The following is a 19,473-nucleotide window of genomic DNA, read 5'->3' as shown; positions in this document are numbered from 1 at the left end:
TGTGCTCTCCGCGCGAGCGGAGGTGAGCCGGCCGAGCAGGACCAGGCCGCGGCCGAGCGGCGGTGCTCTCCGCGCGAGCGGAGGTGAGCCGGTGGTCGTGGCGGCCCCGGTGATCCTCGTCCCGTGCTCTCCGCGCGAGCGGAGGCGAGTCGTCAGCCGCCATGGTCCGGGCCTCCTCCAACTGGTGCTCTCCGCGCGAGCGGAGGTGAGCCCTCTGAGTACTGCAACGGTCTTTTGTATGGCGGTGGGTCGGTTTCTGGTGGTGTGTGGCCGCATTGTTTGTAGTGGATGGTGCGGGCTTGGTGTTGTCGTCTTCGGCGCCAGGTCGACCAGTGCAGGATGTGCTCGACCGGTGCGGGCCGCCGGTTGGTGAGGCGGTGGATCAGGCGTCTGATCTCGGCGAGGCTGAGGTGGATGATCTGGGAGGATCCGTTTCTGCTTTCCCGGTGTCTAGTTCGCGGGCCCGCAGGACGGTGAGGCAGGCATGGGCGGCCATGGCCAGGGTGATATGGCGGTGCCAGCCGGGGTAGCGGCAAACTTGGTAGTCGTCCAGGCCGCACTCCTGCTTCGCGGTCTGGAAGCATTCCTCGATCGCCCAGCGGCTGCCGGCGATGCGGATCAGCTCGTCCAGGGTGGTGTGGTCGGGGCAGTAAGCGATGTAGTAGGAGAGTTCTTCGGGGCGGGCGACGCTGCGGCGGGCGATCACCCAGTGCCGGCGGTCGGGCCGGTGCCAGGGGCGCACCTCGACACGCGCTCAGTCGTAGACGCGGGGCCCGTGGGCGCCCGCACCGCACGAGCGGCGTTTCCACTTCTGCCGGGGCAGGCCGGGGAAGAGATCGCTCACCGGGTGGTCGATCGCCCAGCGGGTGACAACCGTGTCGTGGCGGGTGGTGGCCATGACGTGGAAGACGTCCGCCTGTTCCAGCTCGGAGCGCCAGCCCTTGCTGTAGCCGTAGCCGGCATCCGCGGTCACCCAGCGGAACGGGATCTTGTCGGCAATCGCCCCGCGGACCATCGCCACCTTGGTCGTGAAACCGACCGCATCGTCGATGCCGGCCCGGCGGCAACGCTCACGGTCGTCCGTCCAGGAGGCGGGCAGATACAGCCGACGGTCGATCAGCGTCCGCCCGAGCGGGGCCGCATAGGCGAGAAAGACACCGACCTGGCAGTTCTCCGTGCGGCCGGCGGTGCAGGAGTACTGCCGCTGCACCCCGGCCGAGCCGGTGCCCTTCTTCAGAAAGCCGGTGTCGTCCACGATCAGGACCGCACCCGGGTCGCCGAGATGCTCGGCCACGTACGCACGCACATCGTCCAGAACCTCGTCGGCGTCCCACTCGATCCGGTTCAGAAGCCGGTGGATGCGGTCCGGGCCTGCATGGCCCGCTTCCTCAGCCAACGTCCAGCCGTTCTTCCGCTCCAGCGGCGCTATCAACCCCCGCATATAGGCAAGAGCAGACTCACGCGGCTCCGACCTGCTGAACCGGTGCAGAAAGCGCCCCTGCACCGCACTCAACTCACCGGCCCACGAACCGACCTCAGCAAGATGCCCACCCATGACAACACCAACGATTGACCTGCCCACCCGTCACAGCAAGCACCGTTGCAGTATTAGGGCGGGGGCAGGGCCCTGGCGACCAAATCTACCGGTTGTATGATGGCTCGCCGAGTGCATGAATGAGACGATTGACCACTTCACCGACAGTGAAGTCCCATCCGGTCAGGCGCTGTCCGCTCCAGTTAATCCCTACCCGGAAGTCATCCTTGGCCAGATCCGGCAAAGCCGCGCTTCGCCAATGATCCAGCGGCATCGAAACAGCTCGAAATTGAGGGCCCCATAGCTGAGCAGCACGCTGCGCACGGGCCTCCGATGACCAATAGGGAAAAGCTGGTTGCCCCGAACTTGAGACTGGGGTCGGACTGCCGTCGTCGTCTCGAACCCACCAAACGGTACGAGTCCGAGCGATCTCGCGGAAGAATGCCGCTGCCTGAGCCCCGCTTACGCTCACCCGAATCCTCCTAGATCATCCCGACTTCAGAATCACGCTTGAGCGCGGCAGCAGGAGGCCCAGCTGCCGCGCCCCGCTCGCAACGCTAGTAACCGGGCGGGAGCCTGCGGTGTCCGCCTGGATCCATAAGAACATGATCCTCTGGCCACCGTGGCGTTATCAACATACCACCATCCCGTTCGGGAATAGGTTCATGGCTCAGCTCCATTGATTCCCACGATCCGTCCGGGCGCTGTCGCCGTGGGGCCATTCCGCGCTTCATACGACTCATATTCGCGGCACCATATTGGTCTGCGGCATCCGGCTCCGCCGCTTCGTTCTTCCAAAACCGCTTACGCATGGTGGACATGGATGGCGCGACGCCATTCTTATTGGGCTTAGAATAATCTTCGCCCAATTTCCAACGCCCACCGCAGCTGTTGTGAACGAGTACCGGCGTCTCTCCTGCGAATACGTAGTACGTGTGGAGTTCGGCTACGGTGAAGTTGTAGGTGTGCGTCTTCTTAGTGAAGGACTTGTTGGACTTGACCGTGACGGCGCCGCCGCGGTCGGTGCGCAGGGTCATTCCGGGAGTGAGGCTGCCTGCTTCCACCCATGCGTTCTCGGAGGGTGACCAGAAGGGGTGCTCGCGCGTGGCTGTGAGCTTTTCCGGACCGGCCGGCGTGAGGATGGTGAGGGTATTGAGTTGCTTCTCACCCTCGCTTCGGATGAGGCGCGTCACCTTTCTTGGGCCGTGCTTCCCCGTCTCTGGGTCGGTGGCCATGACCATGTCGCCGACTTCGATGTCTTCGATGTCTTTGGTATCGCCATCGGCCATGAGGACGTCGGTGCCAGCCAGGAAGCACTTCGGCGCGTACTTGAATTTCCCTACGGGCAGGGCCGTTATCAGCGCCTGGAAGCCGATGTTCGCGCATATGGGACACGTGTTGATGAGGGGGATGTCGTCGATGTGGGCCCAGTAATTGGGGAGCCCGTGGGAGTCCTCACCCTTGGTGTAGAAGTCACGGATGGCGAAGCATGATTCGTCGAATGAGGAGCTGCAGCGTTCCCTGAAGTAGAGTTCTACGTTGAGTTCGTAGCTGAGTTCCGGCATGTAGGTGCCGAGGTTGCTCATCTGTGCGACGCCGGGGAGCTTCGACTGGTAGTCCCGATAGACGTCCGGCGGTGGCAGCGCGGGGGCACCGTGCCCCAAATTCGTTATGACCTTTCCTGCTCCGGGGCTGTTGCTGTAGCCAGCGGGCGCGGGACGTGTGCTGGGAAAGCCGGGTGTGCCGCGGACGCTGCCGTCGGGGTTTTTACCCCCATTCTCATCACCCCTGGTTCCACCGTCGGGGCGTGTCCAGCCCATGCCGCCATTGCAGCTGTCGCACCAGAGTCCGGAGGGGTCGGAGGCGGTGACGGGGGTGTTGTTGGCGTAGCTGTATCCGTTGAGGGATTGAGGCTGGGCCGGGTCGAGGATGGGGTCGATGCTGATGAACTGACCGAGGACAGAGTCGTATTCGCGGGCGCCGATGTGGGTGAGGCCGGTGGTTTCGTCGGTTGTCTTGCCGAGGAAGCCCTTGTCGTCGGGCCATGCGGTGCCGGTGGGCTTGCCGCGCTCGGCGCCGAAGGGGGTCATGTAGCGCTTGCTGACTGTTTGGGTGCTGTCGGCGCTGATGGCGAGGCTCGAAGTGCCGTGGTGGTCGCCGGCGAGGTAGGTGAGCTTGTTGGTGCCGGACTCGTTGGAGCGTATGGCTACCGTTTGACCACCGGCGGCGTAGTAGCGCTGGGCCCACATGGTGCCGTCGGTGCGCAGGTGGAGTTCGGTGGCTCCGGTGTACAGGACCCGCTCGCCACCCGCGGTGTTACGGATCAGCAGCTCACCTGTGGCGTCGTAGAGGTAGTCGGTTGCCTTGCCGTTCTCGGTGAGCTTGGCGAGCTTGCCGTCCTCGGACCAGGCCAGGTCCTGGGTGGCTGAAGCGCCGGGCCGTTTGGTCGTGTTGCCGGTCGTGTCGGATGTGTAGGTGCGTTCCCGGGCGGCGCAGTCGCCCTTGGTCGTGGTGCCGGTCAGGAAGTGCGGTTGATCGGTCTTGGTGTAGCAGTAGGTGGTCTTGGTGTCGCCGGCAGTCTTGTGAGCGGTTTCTGTCGTGCGCTGGCCGGCGGTGTTGTAGGTGTAGCTGGTCCAGTACGGGGCCGGTCCGGACAGGCTGCTCGCGCTGCGAGGGTCGGAGCACTTTTGTTGGCTGGGGGTCCAGGCTTCGATGAGGCGGCGTTGGCCGTCGTAGGCGAAGCACTGGGTTTCGGCGCTGCTGGTGCCGCCGAGCGTGCTGGGGTCGGTGATGGAGGTGACGTTCCCGGCCTGGTCGAAGCTGTAGTTGAGGTCCTGCAGCATGTAGGGCTGACTGTCTGCCTTGACATTGCTGCGAGTGAGGCGACCGGTGCCGTCTTCGAAGGTGTTCCTGATGGAGACCTTCTTGTGATCGGCCGTGTTGGCTGTTCCCAGAAGTTGTTCCCAGGGCTGGCCGAGCGGTGAGTAGGTGGTGTTGAGGAGGTAGCCGGTGGAGCCGCCGACCGAAGTGATCTGTCCGACGTTGTTGTATCCGTAGTCGATGATCTCTGAGGGCAAGCCCCCGAGAGCCGGCTCCTCGGCAGTCTCGACTGTGCCGTCGAGGTTGTACGAAATCCTGAACGACAACGTGCTCGGTGCGCCGGCTTTCACGAACGGATCGTCAGCGGGCAGTTCGAGGGTGTTGACCACCGGGCGGGACAGGCTGTCGTACTCGGTGATCGTGTCGGTGTACGCCTGCCCGGCCTTGCCGCCGACGTAGCGGGTGGACTTGTCGGGCTGGCCTTTGAGCAGCGTGTCGTAGGTGTATCCGGTGCGCTGGTTGGCGTCTGTCTTGGATCCGGCCCAGGTGCCGACGATCCGGCCGAGTTCGTCGTATCCGGTCAGGATCGACTTGCCGCGCGAGTCGGTTGACTTGATGGCGCGGTCGAGGACGTCGTACTCGGTGGTGCTGGTGCCCTTGTCGGGGTCCTTGGCCTCGGCCTGCCGACCGAACAGGTCGTAGGTGTAGGACCACTTGGCGTCGTCCGGGCCGGTGATCTGCGTCTGCAGGCCATCCGAGGTGTAGGTGGTCTTGGTCGACGCATAGCTGGCGCCGAGGCCGTCGCCGTACTGGGTGTCGGCTGGGGACTTGCCGGCGTACTCGCGGCTTTCCACAGTGCGGCCGCGGATGTCGATGATGGCGCGGGTGGCGGTGCCGCCGTCGAGGGCGGTACTTGCGGTGGAGTCACCGGTGTAGCTCGTGGTGGTCGACCACTTCTCGACACCAAAGACGTACAGCGTGCTCTTGGTGGCCCGGCCGGCTCCGTCGAAGACGGTGGCGTTCTGGTTGGGTGATTCACCGTACTCGGCGCGGGTGTATGTGCCATTAGGGGTGCTGGTGGTGTCGAAGATGTTCGCGTAGGTCTCGTACGCGAGGCCGCGGGTGTCGTAGCGGGTGTCGGTCAGCAGTCGCCCGCCGTTCGACGTCTGGGTCTGGCTCTGCAAGGGGCGCAACAATGAGTCATAGATGGCGTAGCTGGTGGTGTAGGTCTTACCGTCCTTCTTCAGCGCCGCGGTCGACACCCAGGACGGAGCATTGTTGTCGATCGTGTATTCGAACTTGGTGTTGGGGCCGAAGGTGGCGCTCTCACTGCCGCGGTCCCGGTTCGGCAGCCACACCTGCGTGACGCGGCCCAGGGCGTCGTAGACGAGTTCGGTCTTCTTCAGGTTCGCGTCATAAGTGCGCAGCGTTTGCCCAGTGCGCGGATCCAGGAAGCTGGTGGTCTTGAAGGTCTTGGGATCCGTGCTGATGATCTTGGATACTGGCCCTGCCGTGGCGGGGGTGTATGCGGTGGTAGTCGGCTGTCCGTCCGCGTTGGTGACCTTGAGAGGCCGGCCGAGGACGTCGAAGTCCGCGGTCGCTGCGCTGGTGACCGTCTGCCAGTTGGGCGTACCGGAGGCGTAACCCTTCGCTCGGCCGGTCCAGGTGACCAGGCCCTTGGTCGGCTTCATCGAGTCCGACCACGTGGCACCGTCATAGGCAGTCGCGGTGTCCGAGAGTACGTCGCCGCGGCGCTTGTCGTCGGTCGGCAGGTCGAGCGTGGTGTCGGCGACGGAGCATTCCTTGCCGACGGTGCGGGTCCGGGAGACGAGGCTGTTGATGCCTGCGCCCGTGTTGCGGGCATACCAGGTGCGGGTGCAGGTTTCGTCGCCGCTCAGGTCCTTCTGGCCGTAGTCGTCGTGCGAGGTGACCATGCCCAGGTCGTCGTAGCGGCTGGTGGTCACCTGGGTGCGCCAGGTCTTGGAGGCCGTGAGGTAGGTGCTGGTGTAGGCCGAGTTGGGCCGTACCCAGCGGGCCGTGTGATCTGTCGCATCCGGCACCGACTGGCTGGCGGTGTTCTTGTACGTGTAGTTCGTGTACGAGGTGGAAATCGGCTGACTGCCGTTGTACGTGACCTTCTGCAGCAGCTGACCCGAGTACTGGTCACTGTCCGTCAGGGCCGTGAAGTCCACATCGGTGTCCAACAGCGGCTCGATGCTGACAGTCTTGGTGGTGCCGTCCTTGTTCTTGTCCCCGTGCATACCCAGCAGGTAGCGGGAGACGTTCTTGGATCGGGCGGTGTCCAACGCCCCGGTGTAGCTGGTGACGTCGCGGTATCCGCGCCACTCCGACCACGTCCGCTCGTCCTTCGGCGTGAACGGGTCATCGCTGTGGTGCCAGGCGGCACCGGCGTAGTCGTAGGCGTGCTCGATCGACTCGTTCTGGCCGGTGGGGTCGTCGATGACGACGGCCAGGACGCGGTACTTGTGGAACCAGTCGACCGCCGCCTCCGAGGCGCCGTTGATGTTCCAGAACTGCGGGTAGCAGGAACGAGTATTGGTGTCCTGTGCGGCACCGAGGACCTCGCTGCGCTTGCACTCCGGCTGCGACAGCGTGACCGTCGTGATCGCCCCGGTCTCCGACGTGATGGTCTCGATGCGGTGCCGTTTGAGCGGCAGGATGTCGTCCGTGCCGTCAACCCGGTTCGGGCGCAACTGGTAGGTGAAGGTGATCGGGTTGACGTCAATCGCTGTGGTGCCAGCCTTGGCTGTCCGCTTGATCGACTTCAGGACCAGGACGTGGTCGGTGGTGTCTCCGATGTCACCTGCGTCGTAGTAGTCCTGGGTGAGCGTCCAGGTGTCCACCGGGTCGTACGCCTTGGTGGTGGCATTCCAGGAGAAGGTGCTGACGCCGGTGAGACGCTTGCGGGAGAAGAAGGACGGGCCGGCTGCGTTGCACTCGGTGTCGCCGTCGCTGCAGATGGCGTCGAAGGGGACGTCGGGCCAGTTCTTGGCGGTGCCGTCGGTCAGCTCGGCGCAGTCGCCGACGGTGCAGCGTTCGGCGTGCGCGAAGGTTACCTTCGCATCGGCGTCATCGGTGAACAGGGCGCCCTTGCGCAGCCCGTACTTGATCTCCTTGAGGTAGCCACCGCGGGTGTACGAGGCATTGGCGGTGGTGGCCTTGTTCTTGGGGTAGTGGTTGGCTTCCTTGGTGTACCAATAGGTGGAAGCGTTGCCGCTGGTGTCCTCGATGTAGTCGAGATTCCATCGCCACGCCTGCGTCAGGGACCGGTCGGCGAAGGCACTGCCCTTGTCGTAACCGGGCTCACCCGAGTCGTCGCCGAATACTGGAACGGTCCAGGTGGAGTTGGTGCGCTGGTCGGCGGCGCCGTCGAGCTTGTTCAGGCCGAACACGTACTTCGTGCCGTCGCCTGTGATGACGGTCCAGTACTCGCCGTCGTCGTCGCCGTTGTCCGCGCCCGTGGAGCGGGTCACGGTGGAGGCATCGTCGTCCTCCAGACGCCAGTCTCCAGAGGTGTTGACCTTGACCAGGCGGCTGGATTTGCCATTGAGGACGATGCGTGCGTTGTCGTACTTCCAGCAGTGGTCGAAGACGTCCGTGTGGTCGTCCTTGTCGCAGCTGCCGTAGGTGCGCTCGATGTAGGACTCGGTCAGGGAGAAGCCCTCACCGACCGCTGAGCCCTGGTTGTTGGTGGTGGCGGTGCGGCCGTCAATGCTGCCCGAGTCATAGGAGAGCGACAGGGGTGGTGTGGGGCCGGCCGCGGCAGGCGGCACGCTGAATCCGTAATTCCAGGTGAACGCCCCGGAGCTGCCGCCAGCCTCCCAGGAGGATGAGGGAGAGAGTTCCGTCGCCGAGTAGTTGCCCGTTCCCTTGGGTGACTCGCCGGATGCGGCTGCAGCAGCGGTCACCGCCAACACGGTGGCGCTCGGCGCCTCGGCGGTCGAGGCCAGTTGAGTGGACGGCCCATCCGACTTCGCCTCGGCCAGGGCGACCTGGGCAGTGACCGATTGCGCGGACACGTTGTTGTCTGTCTTCAGCGGGGTCTGCTTGCGGCACTCGACCTTCTGCGGCGTGGTCAGCACGCAGGCGGGCAGCTGCACCAGACGCAGCCGCTGGGCCCAGTCACCACCGAGGGCAGAGGCGAAGTCGCTGTAATCGACGCTGATCTCCGCTGTGCCGGCCGTGTCCGCGGCCGCGCTCAGCAGCACGCCGACGATGCCCGCCTTGTCCGCGGCCTTTTGATCGAGGACCGTGACGTGGGCGGTCCCGGAGGCAGCCGCACGCCTGCCCTTCTCAGGCATCACAGAGACGGACGTGCCGCCGAGCTCTGCCCTGGCCTGCTTGTCCGCTGTGAGCTTGATGCTTGCGGCATCGCGTGTGGGCCAGGCGGAGGTCTGTTCCTTGCGAGCCCGCTCAGCCTGCGCGGCACCCGCCTTCTTGCCCGCGGCGACCCTGTCGCGGGCCTTCTTCGCTCCCAGGCCCTTGACCTCTTCGACCTTACTCACCCGGGGCTTGGGCACATCCGGTCGGCCCGGAGCATCCTGGACCACCCTCGTGTCCGCGGCGCCGGCGACCTGGACTTCGCTGAGGGGAGCGAGCAGGGCCAGCGCCACCGCAGGAGTCACCAGTCGGCGTCCCCAACGCCGTGCACCACCGGGAGCCCGCCTTGAGGTGCCTATGCCAAACGCCATCAGAGTTCCGTCCCCACCCAGTCCACAAGGAATCGAAAGGTCAGCAAGTTGCCATGGCGGCCTCAGCGTTCGACCGCGGGCGGGCGGCGGCGGTAATGCCGCCGCCCGCTGCCAGGGTCAGTCGCCCACGTGCACGTCAATCTGTTGTGGGCTGGCCATCGCGCCGGCCCACAGGCGTACTTCCTCGATGCATGCCGGCAGGTAGTGCTTCCAAGTGCCGTTGGTGAAGCCCTTGCCGATGGCGAAGTCTCCAGCTCCGAGCTGCACTGTGAAGTCCTGGGCGTCGCCGTCTTGGTTGTAGCCGAGATGCAGGCTGATGGTGCCGGTTATGGAGTCGTAGATACCGGTTAGCCGGACCGGGGCATCCAGGACAGCCGCTTCTTCCGAGGCGACTGAGCTCCAGGTTCCGTCCGCGTTCAGGCGGCCGAAGTGCCACACACCGAGCGCCACCTGCTTCTCCTCGAGGGTTTCCTCATCGAGTTCGGTGCCCTTGCCGGTCAGTTCATACCAGAAGCCCCAAGCGGATCCGTCGGCGGTGCGCTGACCGAGCACCTGCCCGGTATAGCCCACGTCCTTGCCAACCAACTGCCCACCGTCGAGCTGCACTCGCGTGGTCACGGTGAACGACGCGTGGTCATAGACCAACGGGCCCGGCGTGGTGGCGGCATCGTCGACACCGTCGAGCACGATGGCCCCGCCCTCCAGCGTGGCGCCACCAGTCAGGGTGAGGTTTCGCCCGTAGCCGGAGGTGGTGTCCGCGATGGTTGTTCCGCTGCCGCGGTCGGCACTCCAGGCCGCCATCAGCTCAACACCGGCGAACTGCTGGGAGGTCAGCACCCGGACCTCGTCGCTGATTTCCCTGCCCGTCAGCGCCCGCTGCCATATCGCGACTTCGTCGATTGAACCCGGGAAGTACTGAAAACTGTTGGCGCCGGAGAGCCCTCGGCCGATCTGCAGCGGCCCGGTCGACTCCCAAGATCCGTCGACTGTGACAGTCCCGTTCTGTTTGCGGCCGTCGACGTAAAAGTTGAGTTCCTTCTTGGCCGGGTCGTAGGTACCGGCCAGATGAGTCCATACGCCGGTCTGCGCAGGATAGACAGAGTTCATCCCCCAGAAGCCGCTGCCATCGGTCCGGTTGACACCGAAATACCAGGTCTTCGCGGAAGGCGAGTAGGTAAAGGAGAACGGGAGACGCCCACTCTGGTCCTGCTGTGAGAGCACAGTGGCGACGGCATCCGTCTTGTCCAGACGCACCCAGGCGGAAACGGTATAGGCGGAGCGCGTCTCGATGACGGGCCTGCTGGTCTGGGCATAGGCACTGGTGCCGTTCAATGACAGGCCCTTGTCGATGATGGGCTCGGCCAGCGGCTGTCCTTGAGCATCATGGGTGATCACGCCGCGGCGACCACGGTCGTCGCGGACGGCGCTGCCGCCCAGGACGGCATCGTCCCTGCCGTCGGAGATCGCGGAGTCGACCGCGCTGCCGTCGGCTTCGTCGAAGTGGTAGCGGGCAACCGGCTCCGCCCCGGCTGCAACCAGGAAGTCCACGTCGTTCCAGGCGCCATAGCGGCCCACATTGTCCTTGGCTCTGACCCACAGCGTGAAGCTCCCTGCCCGCTCAGGTGTCAATGGGACACTCGCGGAGGAGCCATTGACGGTCGGCCAGGTCGTCATGTCCGACAGGTTGTACTGGTAGGACACGATGCCGGTGTCACCCGTGGCGGGCGCGAAGCTGAAAGTGGCCTTCTGCCCTGGACCACCCTTGCCTTCACAGGCGTTGGGCAGGCACTCGGTGTACGGCGCACCGATGGTGATCTTCGGGGCCTTCGGGGCGGTCGGGTCCACCTTGAAGTAACAGAACCCAGTGGTAGAGCCATTGGAAGGACCGGAGAGGTGGCTCGCGCCGTTGTTGTAAAACGACTGCGTCCACGCGCGGTAGCGGTGTACGGGCCCTTCGTTCAGGTTGGACCAACTGATGACCTGCTTCTTCCCGTCCCCTGCGTATCCCGTCGAGGGCCGAGCGTCATTCGTCCCGACGTTGGTGTCCGCCCACGTGCCGTCAGTGTTCTTCCGGTCGACGTCGAAGAAGATCCGCAGCTGCGCGTCCTCCTCGCCACCGGCCTTGGTCTGCGTCGTCGCAGTCAACGTCGGCGTCGGGTCGGACACGATCGTCGGATTCGACTCGGTCGTCGAGCACACCGTGCCTGTGCCGGTCACCAGCCCGATGCCGGTCGGCTTGTCCGGGATACCTACGAAGGAGACCTCGAGGACGGCGTCATTCCTGAACCTCTTCCATGCCGAGGCGTCCGACTCATCGTGCGCCCGGATCTCCAGCGTGAGCCGGGAGAACTTGCCGACCGCGAAATCCTTCACGGTCGGCGTGAGGTTCTCGTTGGTCTCTTCCGAATTGTCGTTGAACTCGATCGCCGCATTGGGCAATCCGGGACTGCAGAGATCTCCCCGGCCCGCCGACACATGACGGTCGCCCATCAAGTCCAGCTCCTTCGGCCGCGAGGACCATGTGGTGGAGGACGAGATGTTGTTCGTACGCACCAGGTCCACCCAGCGCGGATCGCACTGGAAGGCCCACGGCTCCGTCACCCGAAACGTGGCATCCAGCACATGCTTGCCCTTCAAACTGGCGGGCGAAAACTCGTAGTACAGGCGCTGCACGTACCCGGGCCCGCAGTAATAGCCGTTCCAGGTGCCGCACTTGCCGGCGCCCTTGCCCTGGTCGTCGTCACCGTTGCCCCAGGCATAGTCCTCGTAGCCATCCGAGCGCAACAACGTCCGCTCGGATTCACCCCAGGTTACCGATGGGTCGATGTACAGCGGGTAGACCGCCGAATCCTTGACCGCGAGCAGATCTGCATCCGGCACGATCGACAGCGTTCCCTTCCCGACCTCGACATCCACCTTGGCAACCTGATCGCCCTGCCTCGGCTCGGTCCCGGCACCCGATGAGGCACTCTCGGCCCGATCGGAGGGAGCGGTCTCATCCACCGCGGCACGCTCCGAGGCGACCGCCGGTGAGGATGGCTGGTCCTTGCCTGCGGAGTTCCACATCCGGGCCGGCGGCGCCTTGAACACCGTCCTGCCGTCCGCATCGATCGCGGCGAGGTTGCCCGACGCGCCTTCCATGACATTCAGGCCGGTGGTTGCCAGGCCGAAGGTGAGCTTCTTCAGCTTCTCGTTCGCGGCAGCCTCAGGGGACTTGACCACCAGAACATGCTGGAAGCTCTCCACCGTGGCAGTGACCCTCAAGTCCACATCGGGCAGCACATTCGAGTACACGGCACTGGCGCCCTCGAGCTTCGGCTCGGGCAGCACGCCCGGCCACGTCAGCTCAATTGAACGCCCCTGGCGTGAAATCCGCGCCAGGGGCTCGTTGTCGCCGCCGCCGGAGAACACGATCTGCGGCGCCGCAGCCCTCGGAGCAACCGAACCGTCCGCGCGCTTCTCCAGGGTGGCATCCGGGTTCTGCCAGCCACCGCCCGCCTTCGACACCCGCACGGGAACAGCCGACTCCTGCAGCGTGAAGGTGTAGCCATCCGGATTCGCAAAGACCGTTGTCTGCTCCGAACGCTGCCCCACAACCTCGACCCGCTCGCCGGACTCCTTCGCCGCAGCCAGCGCCTTCTGTCCCTCGGACAGCTCCGGTGATTCTGTCTCCGCGGTGGCTGCGGCAGCGATCGGCGCCTGTACGACCATCGTCGACAGCAGCGCCGTCACTGCCACGCCGATTACGCACGAGGTGCCTCGACTCAGCAGGTCTCTTCGACGCTTGCAGGCATGGCGATGCCCCCACTCGAACTCCACAGTCCCCACCCCAGAGTCACAAAAGATCTACAAGGCACCGGAGTTAACGCCTGATCCTCCTCGGCAGTCAAGGGGGGATGAGCCGCATGAGTCAGAGCGATGGAAGACAGAAGGTCCCATAAGGGCAATGTGCACTATCTGTTCAGCTCGGACCACGCCAGTGACGGCACGCTCCGTGACGAGCTTCAACGCCCAGAAACCAGCCATAACCGGGTACGTCGCGATGAAACTGATGTCCGGCCTTGCCGGTCCATGACCTGCCCACTATCGATTGGACGAGTCGCGCGCTATGGGCAAGATCTCGCCAACGGCTTGGCTGCGGCGCAGAGATTACGCTTAGCTCCTCTCCCTGAGCGACCTCAGGGCGCTACAGAAAGCGCAAGACCTCAAGCGTTTGGAAATTCCTTCCAGAGAGGCTCTTCCAACCTGTCGGTGAGGTCCGATAGTTGGCCGGTCCTGCAATATGAAGAAGCTCCTGGTAGACAGTGTCTCGACCAAGATCCACCGTGTCCCACCAGGAGCTTCGCTTGCTTGCCCATCCGTCGGCGATCGATCTGTCCACCCGCACCCTGCGGTATCTGGCCGGGCAACTCGCCTCCCCGTAGGCGGGAGATGGGGCGGAGGCCCCGTAGGGCGTTGACCCCGGATGTTGGACACCAGAGACACTTGGATCTTGATGGTCCGGGTGGATACGGAGTCCCGCACAGATGGCTATGAAGCACTATCCCGCCGAGTTCAAGGCGGACGCGGTCGCGTTGTACCGATCGAGGCCGGGAGCGACGATCAAGTCGGTCGCCGAGGACCTCGGGGTGAACACCGAGACGCTGCGCAACTGGATCCGGGCCGATGACGGACGACGCTCCGGCGCTCGCTCCACGACGCGGACGACCGCGTCTGCCCAGGCCGCCAGCCTGGTGGAAGCGGAGCTCGCCGCCGCACGGAAGAGGATCCGCGAGCTGGAGGAGGAGCGCGACATTCTCCGCAAGGCGGCCCGGTATTTCGCGACGGAGACGCGCTGGTGAACCGCTTCGAGTTCGTCTCCGACCACCAGCGCCGTTACGGCGTGAAGCGGTTGTGCACCATCCTCGGGATTGCCCGGTCCAGCTTCTACTACTGGCTGCGGACCGCTCCCGCGCGGGCCGCCCGGCAGGCCGCCGACGACCAGCTCGCGCGGCGGATACGGGCCGTCCACCACGACTCGGACGGCACCTACGGCGTCCCCAGGATCACCGCCGAGCTCCGCGAGGACGGCGAGCGCGTGAACCACAAGCGCGTCGCCCGGGTCATGCGGACCATCGGACTCGCGGGCCTGCGGCTGCGCAGGAAACACCGCACCAAGATCGCGGACCCGGCCGCCGTGAAGGCTACCGACCTGATCGGACGCGACTTCACCGCGTCAGAGCCCAACACCAAGTACGTCGGCGACATCACGTACTTGCCCGTGTCCGGCGCGAAGCCGCTCTATCTGGCGACGGTCATCGACCTGTGCTCCCGCCGGCTGGCGGGCTGGGCGATCGCCGACCACATGCGGGCCGAACTCGTCGTCGACGCCCTGGCCGCGGCCGAGCGGACCCGCGGCAGCCTGAAGGGCGCCATCATGCACACCGATCACGGCTCCCAGTACACAAGCGCCGCCTTCGCCGCCGCCTGCGAGCGGGCCGGGGTGAGAAGGAGCATGAGCGCCGTGGGCAGTTCGGCGGACAACGCCGCCGCGGAGAGCTGGAACGCGTCCATGAAGAGGGAGACACTCAAGGGCGCGAAGGCGTGGCCCACCGCTCGTCACGCCCGGCTCGCGGCCTTCCGCTGGGCCAGCCGCTACAACACCCGACGACGGCACTCCCGCCTCGGACAACGCTCCCCGATCATCTACGAGAACACCTTCTTCGAACCCGCAACTACACTTCCCCAAGCTGCATAACCCCGTGTCCAACATCCGGGGTCAGGGCCCGAACGGGCTGTGCCCGCGCTGCCATCCAGCCTGCTCGAACCGTTGTGGGCTCAGTTCGCCGCCCTTCTGCCCGCACGGGAAGAGTTCGCGGCAGGCCATCCACTGGGCTGCCACAGGCGCAGGGTGCCTGACCGTACGGTCTTCGAGCATGTGGTCCTCGCTCTGGTCCACGGCTCGGGCTACGAGCGCATCTCCACCCCCGGATGCTCCGACCGCACCATCCGCCGACGCGTCAAAGAGTGCGCCGAGCAAGGGATCTCGCAGGCCGTGCATGCTCTCGCCCTGGAAGCCTACGACCACATGATCGGCCTCGGGCTCGGCGAGATCTCGGCAGACGGGTGCATCACCAAGGCCCCGTCCAGCGGCAGGAAGACCGGTCGCTCGCCGGTTGACCAGGGTAAGCAAGGACTGAAACGCTCCGTCGCCACCGACGCCTGCGGCGTCCCCCTCGCAGTTGTCGCCGCTGGGGCCAACCGGCACGACTCACTGCTGCTCGGCTCCACCCTGGACACGGCCAGGGCACAGGTCGGCGCGATGCCAGAGACCGTCAACATCAACCTCGACCGCGGCTACGACAGCAACAAATCCCGTCTGCTTATAGCCGAGTTGGGCTTCACGGCCGAGATCGCCCGCAAGGGCGTGCCCGCCCCGATCCAGGCCGCCAAACGCTGGTGGTCGAGCGCACCCACTCGTGGATGAACGACTACGGCAAGCTGCGGCGCTGCACCGAGAGAAGCGGCGCGGTCGTGGACTTCTACCTCTACCTCGCCGCCGCTCTCGTCACGCTCCGCATGCTCATCCGACGCTCCACAAGCCACTACCGCTGGCAGGGCCGCCCCACCACCCGACGCCTCAAGTGATCCATTTGCCGGTCGGTCTTACTCCCAACGTCACGGTGCAGGAGTAGTGGTAGCCCGTGCCCTGCATCCGCCTGCTCCCCCAGCGACTTTCAGGGCACGGGGTCGGCTCAGGGCTCGATGAAGGTCAAAGTCTGCGCATCGAGGTTGAGCTCAAGGCTGCCGCCGCCGTGTTTGCGCAACTGCCGCCAGGCGTCGTATCCGGTCATGATGGCTTTCTCCCAGTCCGCGGCGCGCAGCACGTTGACTTCCAGGTGGGCTGTCATGTGGTCAATGGTTGTGAGCAGTTCGTGGTCGACATGCCGGACGTCTTCGAAGTAGCGGTGGCGGCTGGCGTAGGAGAACACCAGGGCGCTGATTCCTTCCTCGATGGCGATGGCGCGACCGCCGTCTTCGGCTTCGTCGATGCCGGGGCAGCTGCGGCGCTTGCAATCGAGGAGGAAGCGGGTGACGGGTGACCAGCCGAGGACTGCTGCGTGGCCGAGGTGAAGGGCGTCGTGGAAACGGTAGTCGTCCTCGATGTGGCTGGCGCTAGTGAGAGGGTCGCCAGCGGTATTGCCGTCCTCACGGGTGACGACGATGACGTTTCGCCCGCCGGGCTGGGGGGTGGAGGTGAAGGTGACGGTGGTCTTGCGGGGAAGCTGTTCGTGGGCCGGGTAGTCCGCGTCGAATCGCATGCGTTCGTGTGCGGGGGTGGCGCGCCAGCGGTCCTTGGCCTTCTCCAGGCTGGCAGCTGCGATGTCTTCCAGGTTGAGGTCGAGCCGGTGGGCGAGGGCAGCGATGTACCACAGGGCGTCGCCGAGCTCTTCGCGCAGTTGCTGTTTGGACGGTGTTGCTTCGGCGCCGTCGCGTAGGCGTTTCTTGTAGGCGGTAATGACGGAGCCGGCTTCTCCGATCAGCCCGAGCAGTGGCACGAGGATGGGATCAGTGCCAGCGGCGGGGAGTTGCAGAGTCTTGAGCGCGGCTTCCTGGTAGCGAGCGAGATGCACACACACTCCCTTGATGGATCTTCAGGCAGGTCTGTCGGATTTCCCGACAGACCTCTACAGTAGGTCACGCCGGACTTCCTGTCCGGGAGTTGCGCGAAAGGGCTGAAATCAGAGCAATGCCACCGCACACCGTCCAGGAGATCGTCGACATCACGATTACCTTCCTGGCGCAGTACCAGGATCGGCCTGTTAGGGATGTCTATGAGGAACTCGCATCTCGGGGCCAGGAGTTGCCGATCGACTCCGTTCTGGTGATGGAGATTCTGACGCAGGTCGAGCAACGTTTCGATGTGTCCATTCCGGCCGATGCCGAAGCTGGACGCTCACTACGATCGGTCTGGGCATTCGCGGAGACCGTGTACGACACCATGCAGGCAAAGGAGGAGGAACAGTGAGCGACAGGGCACAGGTCAGCGGGGACGAGTCGGAGCAGCGCGCCCTGCTCGGCCGGCGACTGAAGGACACGCGCGAGTACCTGGGCCTGTCCCAGCAACAGGTCGCCGAGCGGACCGGCATCGTCCGGTCGGCCATCAGTGACATCGAGCGCGGCATGCGTCGGGTCGAGGTGATGGAGCTGCAGAAACTCGCGCGCCTGTACCGGCTGTCGGTCTCCTACTTCCTCGACGAGGACGAGGCAGCCGACGCCGGGGAGCACGCGCTTGCGGGCCTGCCCCGTACCAGGCAGCCGCTGAGCGAGGGCGACCGCATCGAAGTCGCGAGGTTTATTCAGTACCTGCACGCCAAGCGGGAAGCCGAGGAGCAGGACGGTGAGGCTCCGCGGCGGCGGCCCGGCCGGGCACGGTGAGCTGGAACAACGCCCACGGCACCGCGATGATCGCTGCTGCCCAGGCACACGAGGACCTTGCGGTCGCGTATGACGATGGATACGTCGATGTCTTCGGCGCCCTGCGCACCGAAGGGGTCGAGGTCATGGGGCAGTTGCTCGGTGGTCTGCTGGGCCTGTACGTGGGCCCGGAAGATGACGGGCCAGCATGTCTACTCAACGTCGGCCTAGAAGAAGTGAGCATGCGGCACACCACCGCTCACGAGCTCGGGCATCACCGGCTGGGTCACAAGACCAGTTACGACCATCAGCATGCGCCCGGCCGGTGGGGGGAGGGGTGGCCGCAGCACGAGCGGGACGCCGAGGCGTTCGCGTCCTGGTTCTTAATGCCCAGGCCCGCCGCGCGGGCTGCACTGGCCCGCTGCGGGCTGGTACGGCCCGGCTCCCCGCGTGACGTCTACCGGATGGCCCGCTGGACGGGAACGCCCTACGCCACCACCGTCAGGCACCTGGTGCGGCTGAAAATGATCGACCGGCCGACGGAGTCCCTCTGGCTCCAGCACTCCCCCGGTGTTCTGAAAGCTGAGCTCGCTGGCGGGGTGCCGGTCGGGCCCAGAAATCACGTGCATGTGCTGACAGGCGCCGCGCACCGGGCCACGGTGCACGCGGAGGCTGGCGACTGTCTCCTCCTGCAGATCCCCTGCGGCCGCTTCGAGCATGTGCCAACAGGCCTCAGCTCCACGGCCCCCGAGTTCGCCGGACAGATGTCTCTGCTGGACAGCCCGCACGAATTGGCGCACGCGCAGGCCGTCTGGGTGAGCGAGGACCTGGCCGATGACTGCACTCTGACCGCAGAGGTGCCCGGCAGTACAGGCCTGTTCCGGGTCACGGTCCGGCGCACCCCGAACCGCCGAGGCGCCGACCACTACCGCGACTGAAACGCCGCATTTCTTTGATGGACCTTCCTCCCCCACGCCCGCGTCCGCGCATCTGGCCGAACAAGGAGTGATCCGTTGCAGACGTTCACCGTCGACGCCCCCGACATCTCGCGTGCCTGGCTCGCAGCCTGCGAGCAGCTCACAAAGCTCCCCGGAACCAGGGCCTTCCACACCGTAGTCCGCATCGCGCAGCCACTGCGAGAGGATCCGCAGCTGCGCAGCGAACTCGACCGCCTACGCTCGGCCCGCACCATGCCGCTCTACCCCATCGACACCGTCGTCAACACCCTCTTCCCTGTGGGGCTCGCGCAGACCTGCCAGAACCACGAAGAACTTGCCGAGCGCTACCGGGCCCTGTACCCGAGCCTTCGCAAAGTCAGGCGCAACGCGCATGGAACCTACTTCGGCCGTCTCATCGCTTACCCCGATGCCAGAAACAAGTCCGAGCCTGTCGACCAGATCGCCCGGGTCATCAGCCGCATGGACAAGTTGCGTACCACCGCCAAGTGGAGCGCGGTGTACGAAGCAGGCACCGCGCACGTCTTGGATTCCGAGGCAGTCACCGAAGAAGAGCCTGACACAGCCAAGGACGCCGAGGCCGTGGTTCGTGCAGCCGCGCTGGACACTCAGCCGCGGGACTTTCCCTGTCTGAGTCACTGCTCGTTCCAGTTCGACACCGCCACGGGCTCCGTTCACCTTGTGGCCTACTACCGCAGCCACTACATGTTCGACCGCGCCTATGGCAACTATCTGGCGCTGGGGCACCTGTGCGCATGGGTAGCCCAGCAGACGGGCCTGAAACCTGGCACCCTGACCGTCATTGCCGGCAGCGCACGGCTGGACTGTACAAAGACCGAACTCCGGCGCATCCAGGATGCTGTGGCCCACCCTCCTCTGTTCGGCCTCGGTGAGTAACGCTCCTGTCGCCTCCTCCCGAGGTGCAACGTGAGCATTCCGGTGGAGCGCCGTGTTCACAGTGAATCCGCGGACACTGCGCTCGCCTCCAGTATGGAGATCGCGTCGCTTCAAGGTCACGAAGCGTCACGAGACGCAGGCCGCTGCATGACACCCC

10 protein-coding genes, 2 pseudogenes and 1 CRISPR repeat array (1 of these 13 running past the window's edge) are annotated in these 19,473 nt (G+C 65.3%); of the genes and pseudogenes, 6 read left to right on the top strand and 6 right to left on the bottom strand.

The genetic code is table 11. The features are described 5' to 3' along the window. A CRISPR array of direct repeats spans positions 1–213; the repeat unit is 28 nt; unit sequence GTGCTCTCCGCGCGAGCGGAGGTGAGCC; it reaches 792 nt to the left of the window's first position. Between the two features lie 169 nt (positions 214–382). The 4 genes and pseudogenes from ACFYW1_RS27865 to ACFYW1_RS27850 all read right to left on the bottom strand — a co-directional run bounded on the left by ACFYW1_RS27865 (position 383) and on the right by ACFYW1_RS27850 (position 12,777). Then, a pseudogene (locus ACFYW1_RS27865) lies at positions 383–1,555 on the bottom strand (IS701 family transposase). An 85-nt stretch (positions 1,556–1,640) separates the two neighbouring features. Then, positions 1,641–2,006 carry a DUF2750 domain-containing protein gene (locus ACFYW1_RS27860; protein ID WP_388998849.1) on the bottom strand — a complete coding sequence of 122 codons (366 nt, stop codon included), beginning with the start codon at positions 2,004–2,006 and terminating at the stop codon, positions 1,641–1,643. A gap of 85 nt (positions 2,007–2,091) precedes the next feature. Further along, complete coding sequence (locus ACFYW1_RS27855; RefSeq protein ID WP_388999151.1) at positions 2,092–8,676, bottom strand: polymorphic toxin-type HINT domain-containing protein; 6,585 nt, start codon at positions 8,674–8,676, stop codon at positions 2,092–2,094. A gap of 507 nt (positions 8,677–9,183) precedes the next feature. Next, positions 9,184–12,777 (bottom strand): LamG-like jellyroll fold domain-containing protein, encoded by a 3,594-nt coding sequence (locus tag ACFYW1_RS27850; protein ID WP_388999148.1) that lies wholly within the window; start codon positions 12,775–12,777, stop codon positions 9,184–9,186. 815 nt (positions 12,778–13,592) lie between these two features. Here ACFYW1_RS27850 and ACFYW1_RS27845 point away from each other — a divergent pair. Further along, positions 13,593–14,803 (top strand): IS3 family transposase gene (locus ACFYW1_RS27845; RefSeq protein ID WP_388998846.1). Its coding sequence is split into 2 segments (ribosomal slippage): positions 13,593–13,890 and positions 13,890–14,803, totalling 1,212 coding nucleotides; the frame shifts between segments, so codons are not numbered across the junction. 21 nt (positions 14,804–14,824) lie between these two features. Here the strand turns inward: ACFYW1_RS27845 and ACFYW1_RS27840 are convergent. After that, complete coding sequence (locus ACFYW1_RS27840; RefSeq protein ID WP_388999169.1) at positions 14,825–14,947, bottom strand: hypothetical protein; 123 nt, start codon at positions 14,945–14,947, stop codon at positions 14,825–14,827. Here ACFYW1_RS27840 and ACFYW1_RS27835 point away from each other — a divergent pair. Beyond that, positions 14,900–15,693 (top strand): annotated as a pseudogene (locus ACFYW1_RS27835) (IS5 family transposase). The gene ACFYW1_RS27840 and the pseudogene ACFYW1_RS27835 sit on opposite strands and share 48 nt — an antisense overlap. A gap of 107 nt (positions 15,694–15,800) precedes the next feature. Here ACFYW1_RS27835 and ACFYW1_RS27830 read toward each other — a convergent pair. After that, the gene (locus ACFYW1_RS27830; protein WP_388998843.1) at positions 15,801–16,679 is read right to left on the bottom strand and encodes a nucleoside triphosphate pyrophosphohydrolase family protein; all 879 of its coding nucleotides are present in this window, start codon (positions 16,677–16,679) and stop codon (positions 15,801–15,803) included. 116 nt (positions 16,680–16,795) lie between these two features. Here ACFYW1_RS27830 and ACFYW1_RS27825 point away from each other — a divergent pair, with 116 nt between their 5' ends. The 4 genes from ACFYW1_RS27825 (at position 16,796) to ACFYW1_RS27810 (ending at position 19,316) form a co-directional block, all read left to right on the top strand. Continuing rightward, positions 16,796–17,074: an acyl carrier protein gene (locus ACFYW1_RS27825; RefSeq protein ID WP_388998840.1), complete on the top strand. Its 279-nt coding sequence runs from the start codon at positions 16,796–16,798 to the stop codon at positions 17,072–17,074. Next, a complete protein-coding gene (locus ACFYW1_RS27820; protein WP_388998837.1) occupies positions 17,071–17,484 on the top strand; it encodes a helix-turn-helix domain-containing protein in 414 nt (137 codons plus the stop codon). Before ACFYW1_RS27825 ends, ACFYW1_RS27820 begins: the two co-directional genes overlap by 4 nt. Continuing rightward, on the top strand, positions 17,481–18,401 hold the full coding sequence (locus ACFYW1_RS27815) for an ImmA/IrrE family metallo-endopeptidase (protein WP_388998834.1): 921 nt from the start codon (positions 17,481–17,483) through the stop codon (positions 18,399–18,401). Before ACFYW1_RS27820 ends, ACFYW1_RS27815 begins: the two co-directional genes overlap by 4 nt. Positions 18,402–18,476: 75 nt before the next feature. Further along, positions 18,477–19,316: a hypothetical protein gene (locus tag ACFYW1_RS27810; RefSeq protein ID WP_388998831.1), complete on the top strand. Its 840-nt coding sequence runs from the start codon at positions 18,477–18,479 to the stop codon at positions 19,314–19,316. Positions 19,317–19,473 lie beyond the last annotated feature (157 nt).

The sequence above is a fragment of the Streptomyces sp. NPDC002669 genome (assembly GCF_042889165.1).
Classification (GTDB): Bacteria; Actinomycetota; Actinomycetes; order Streptomycetales; family Streptomycetaceae; genus Streptomyces.
Note: the sequence above shows the minus strand (reverse complement) of the source record. Positions and strands in the feature narration are given on the sequence as shown.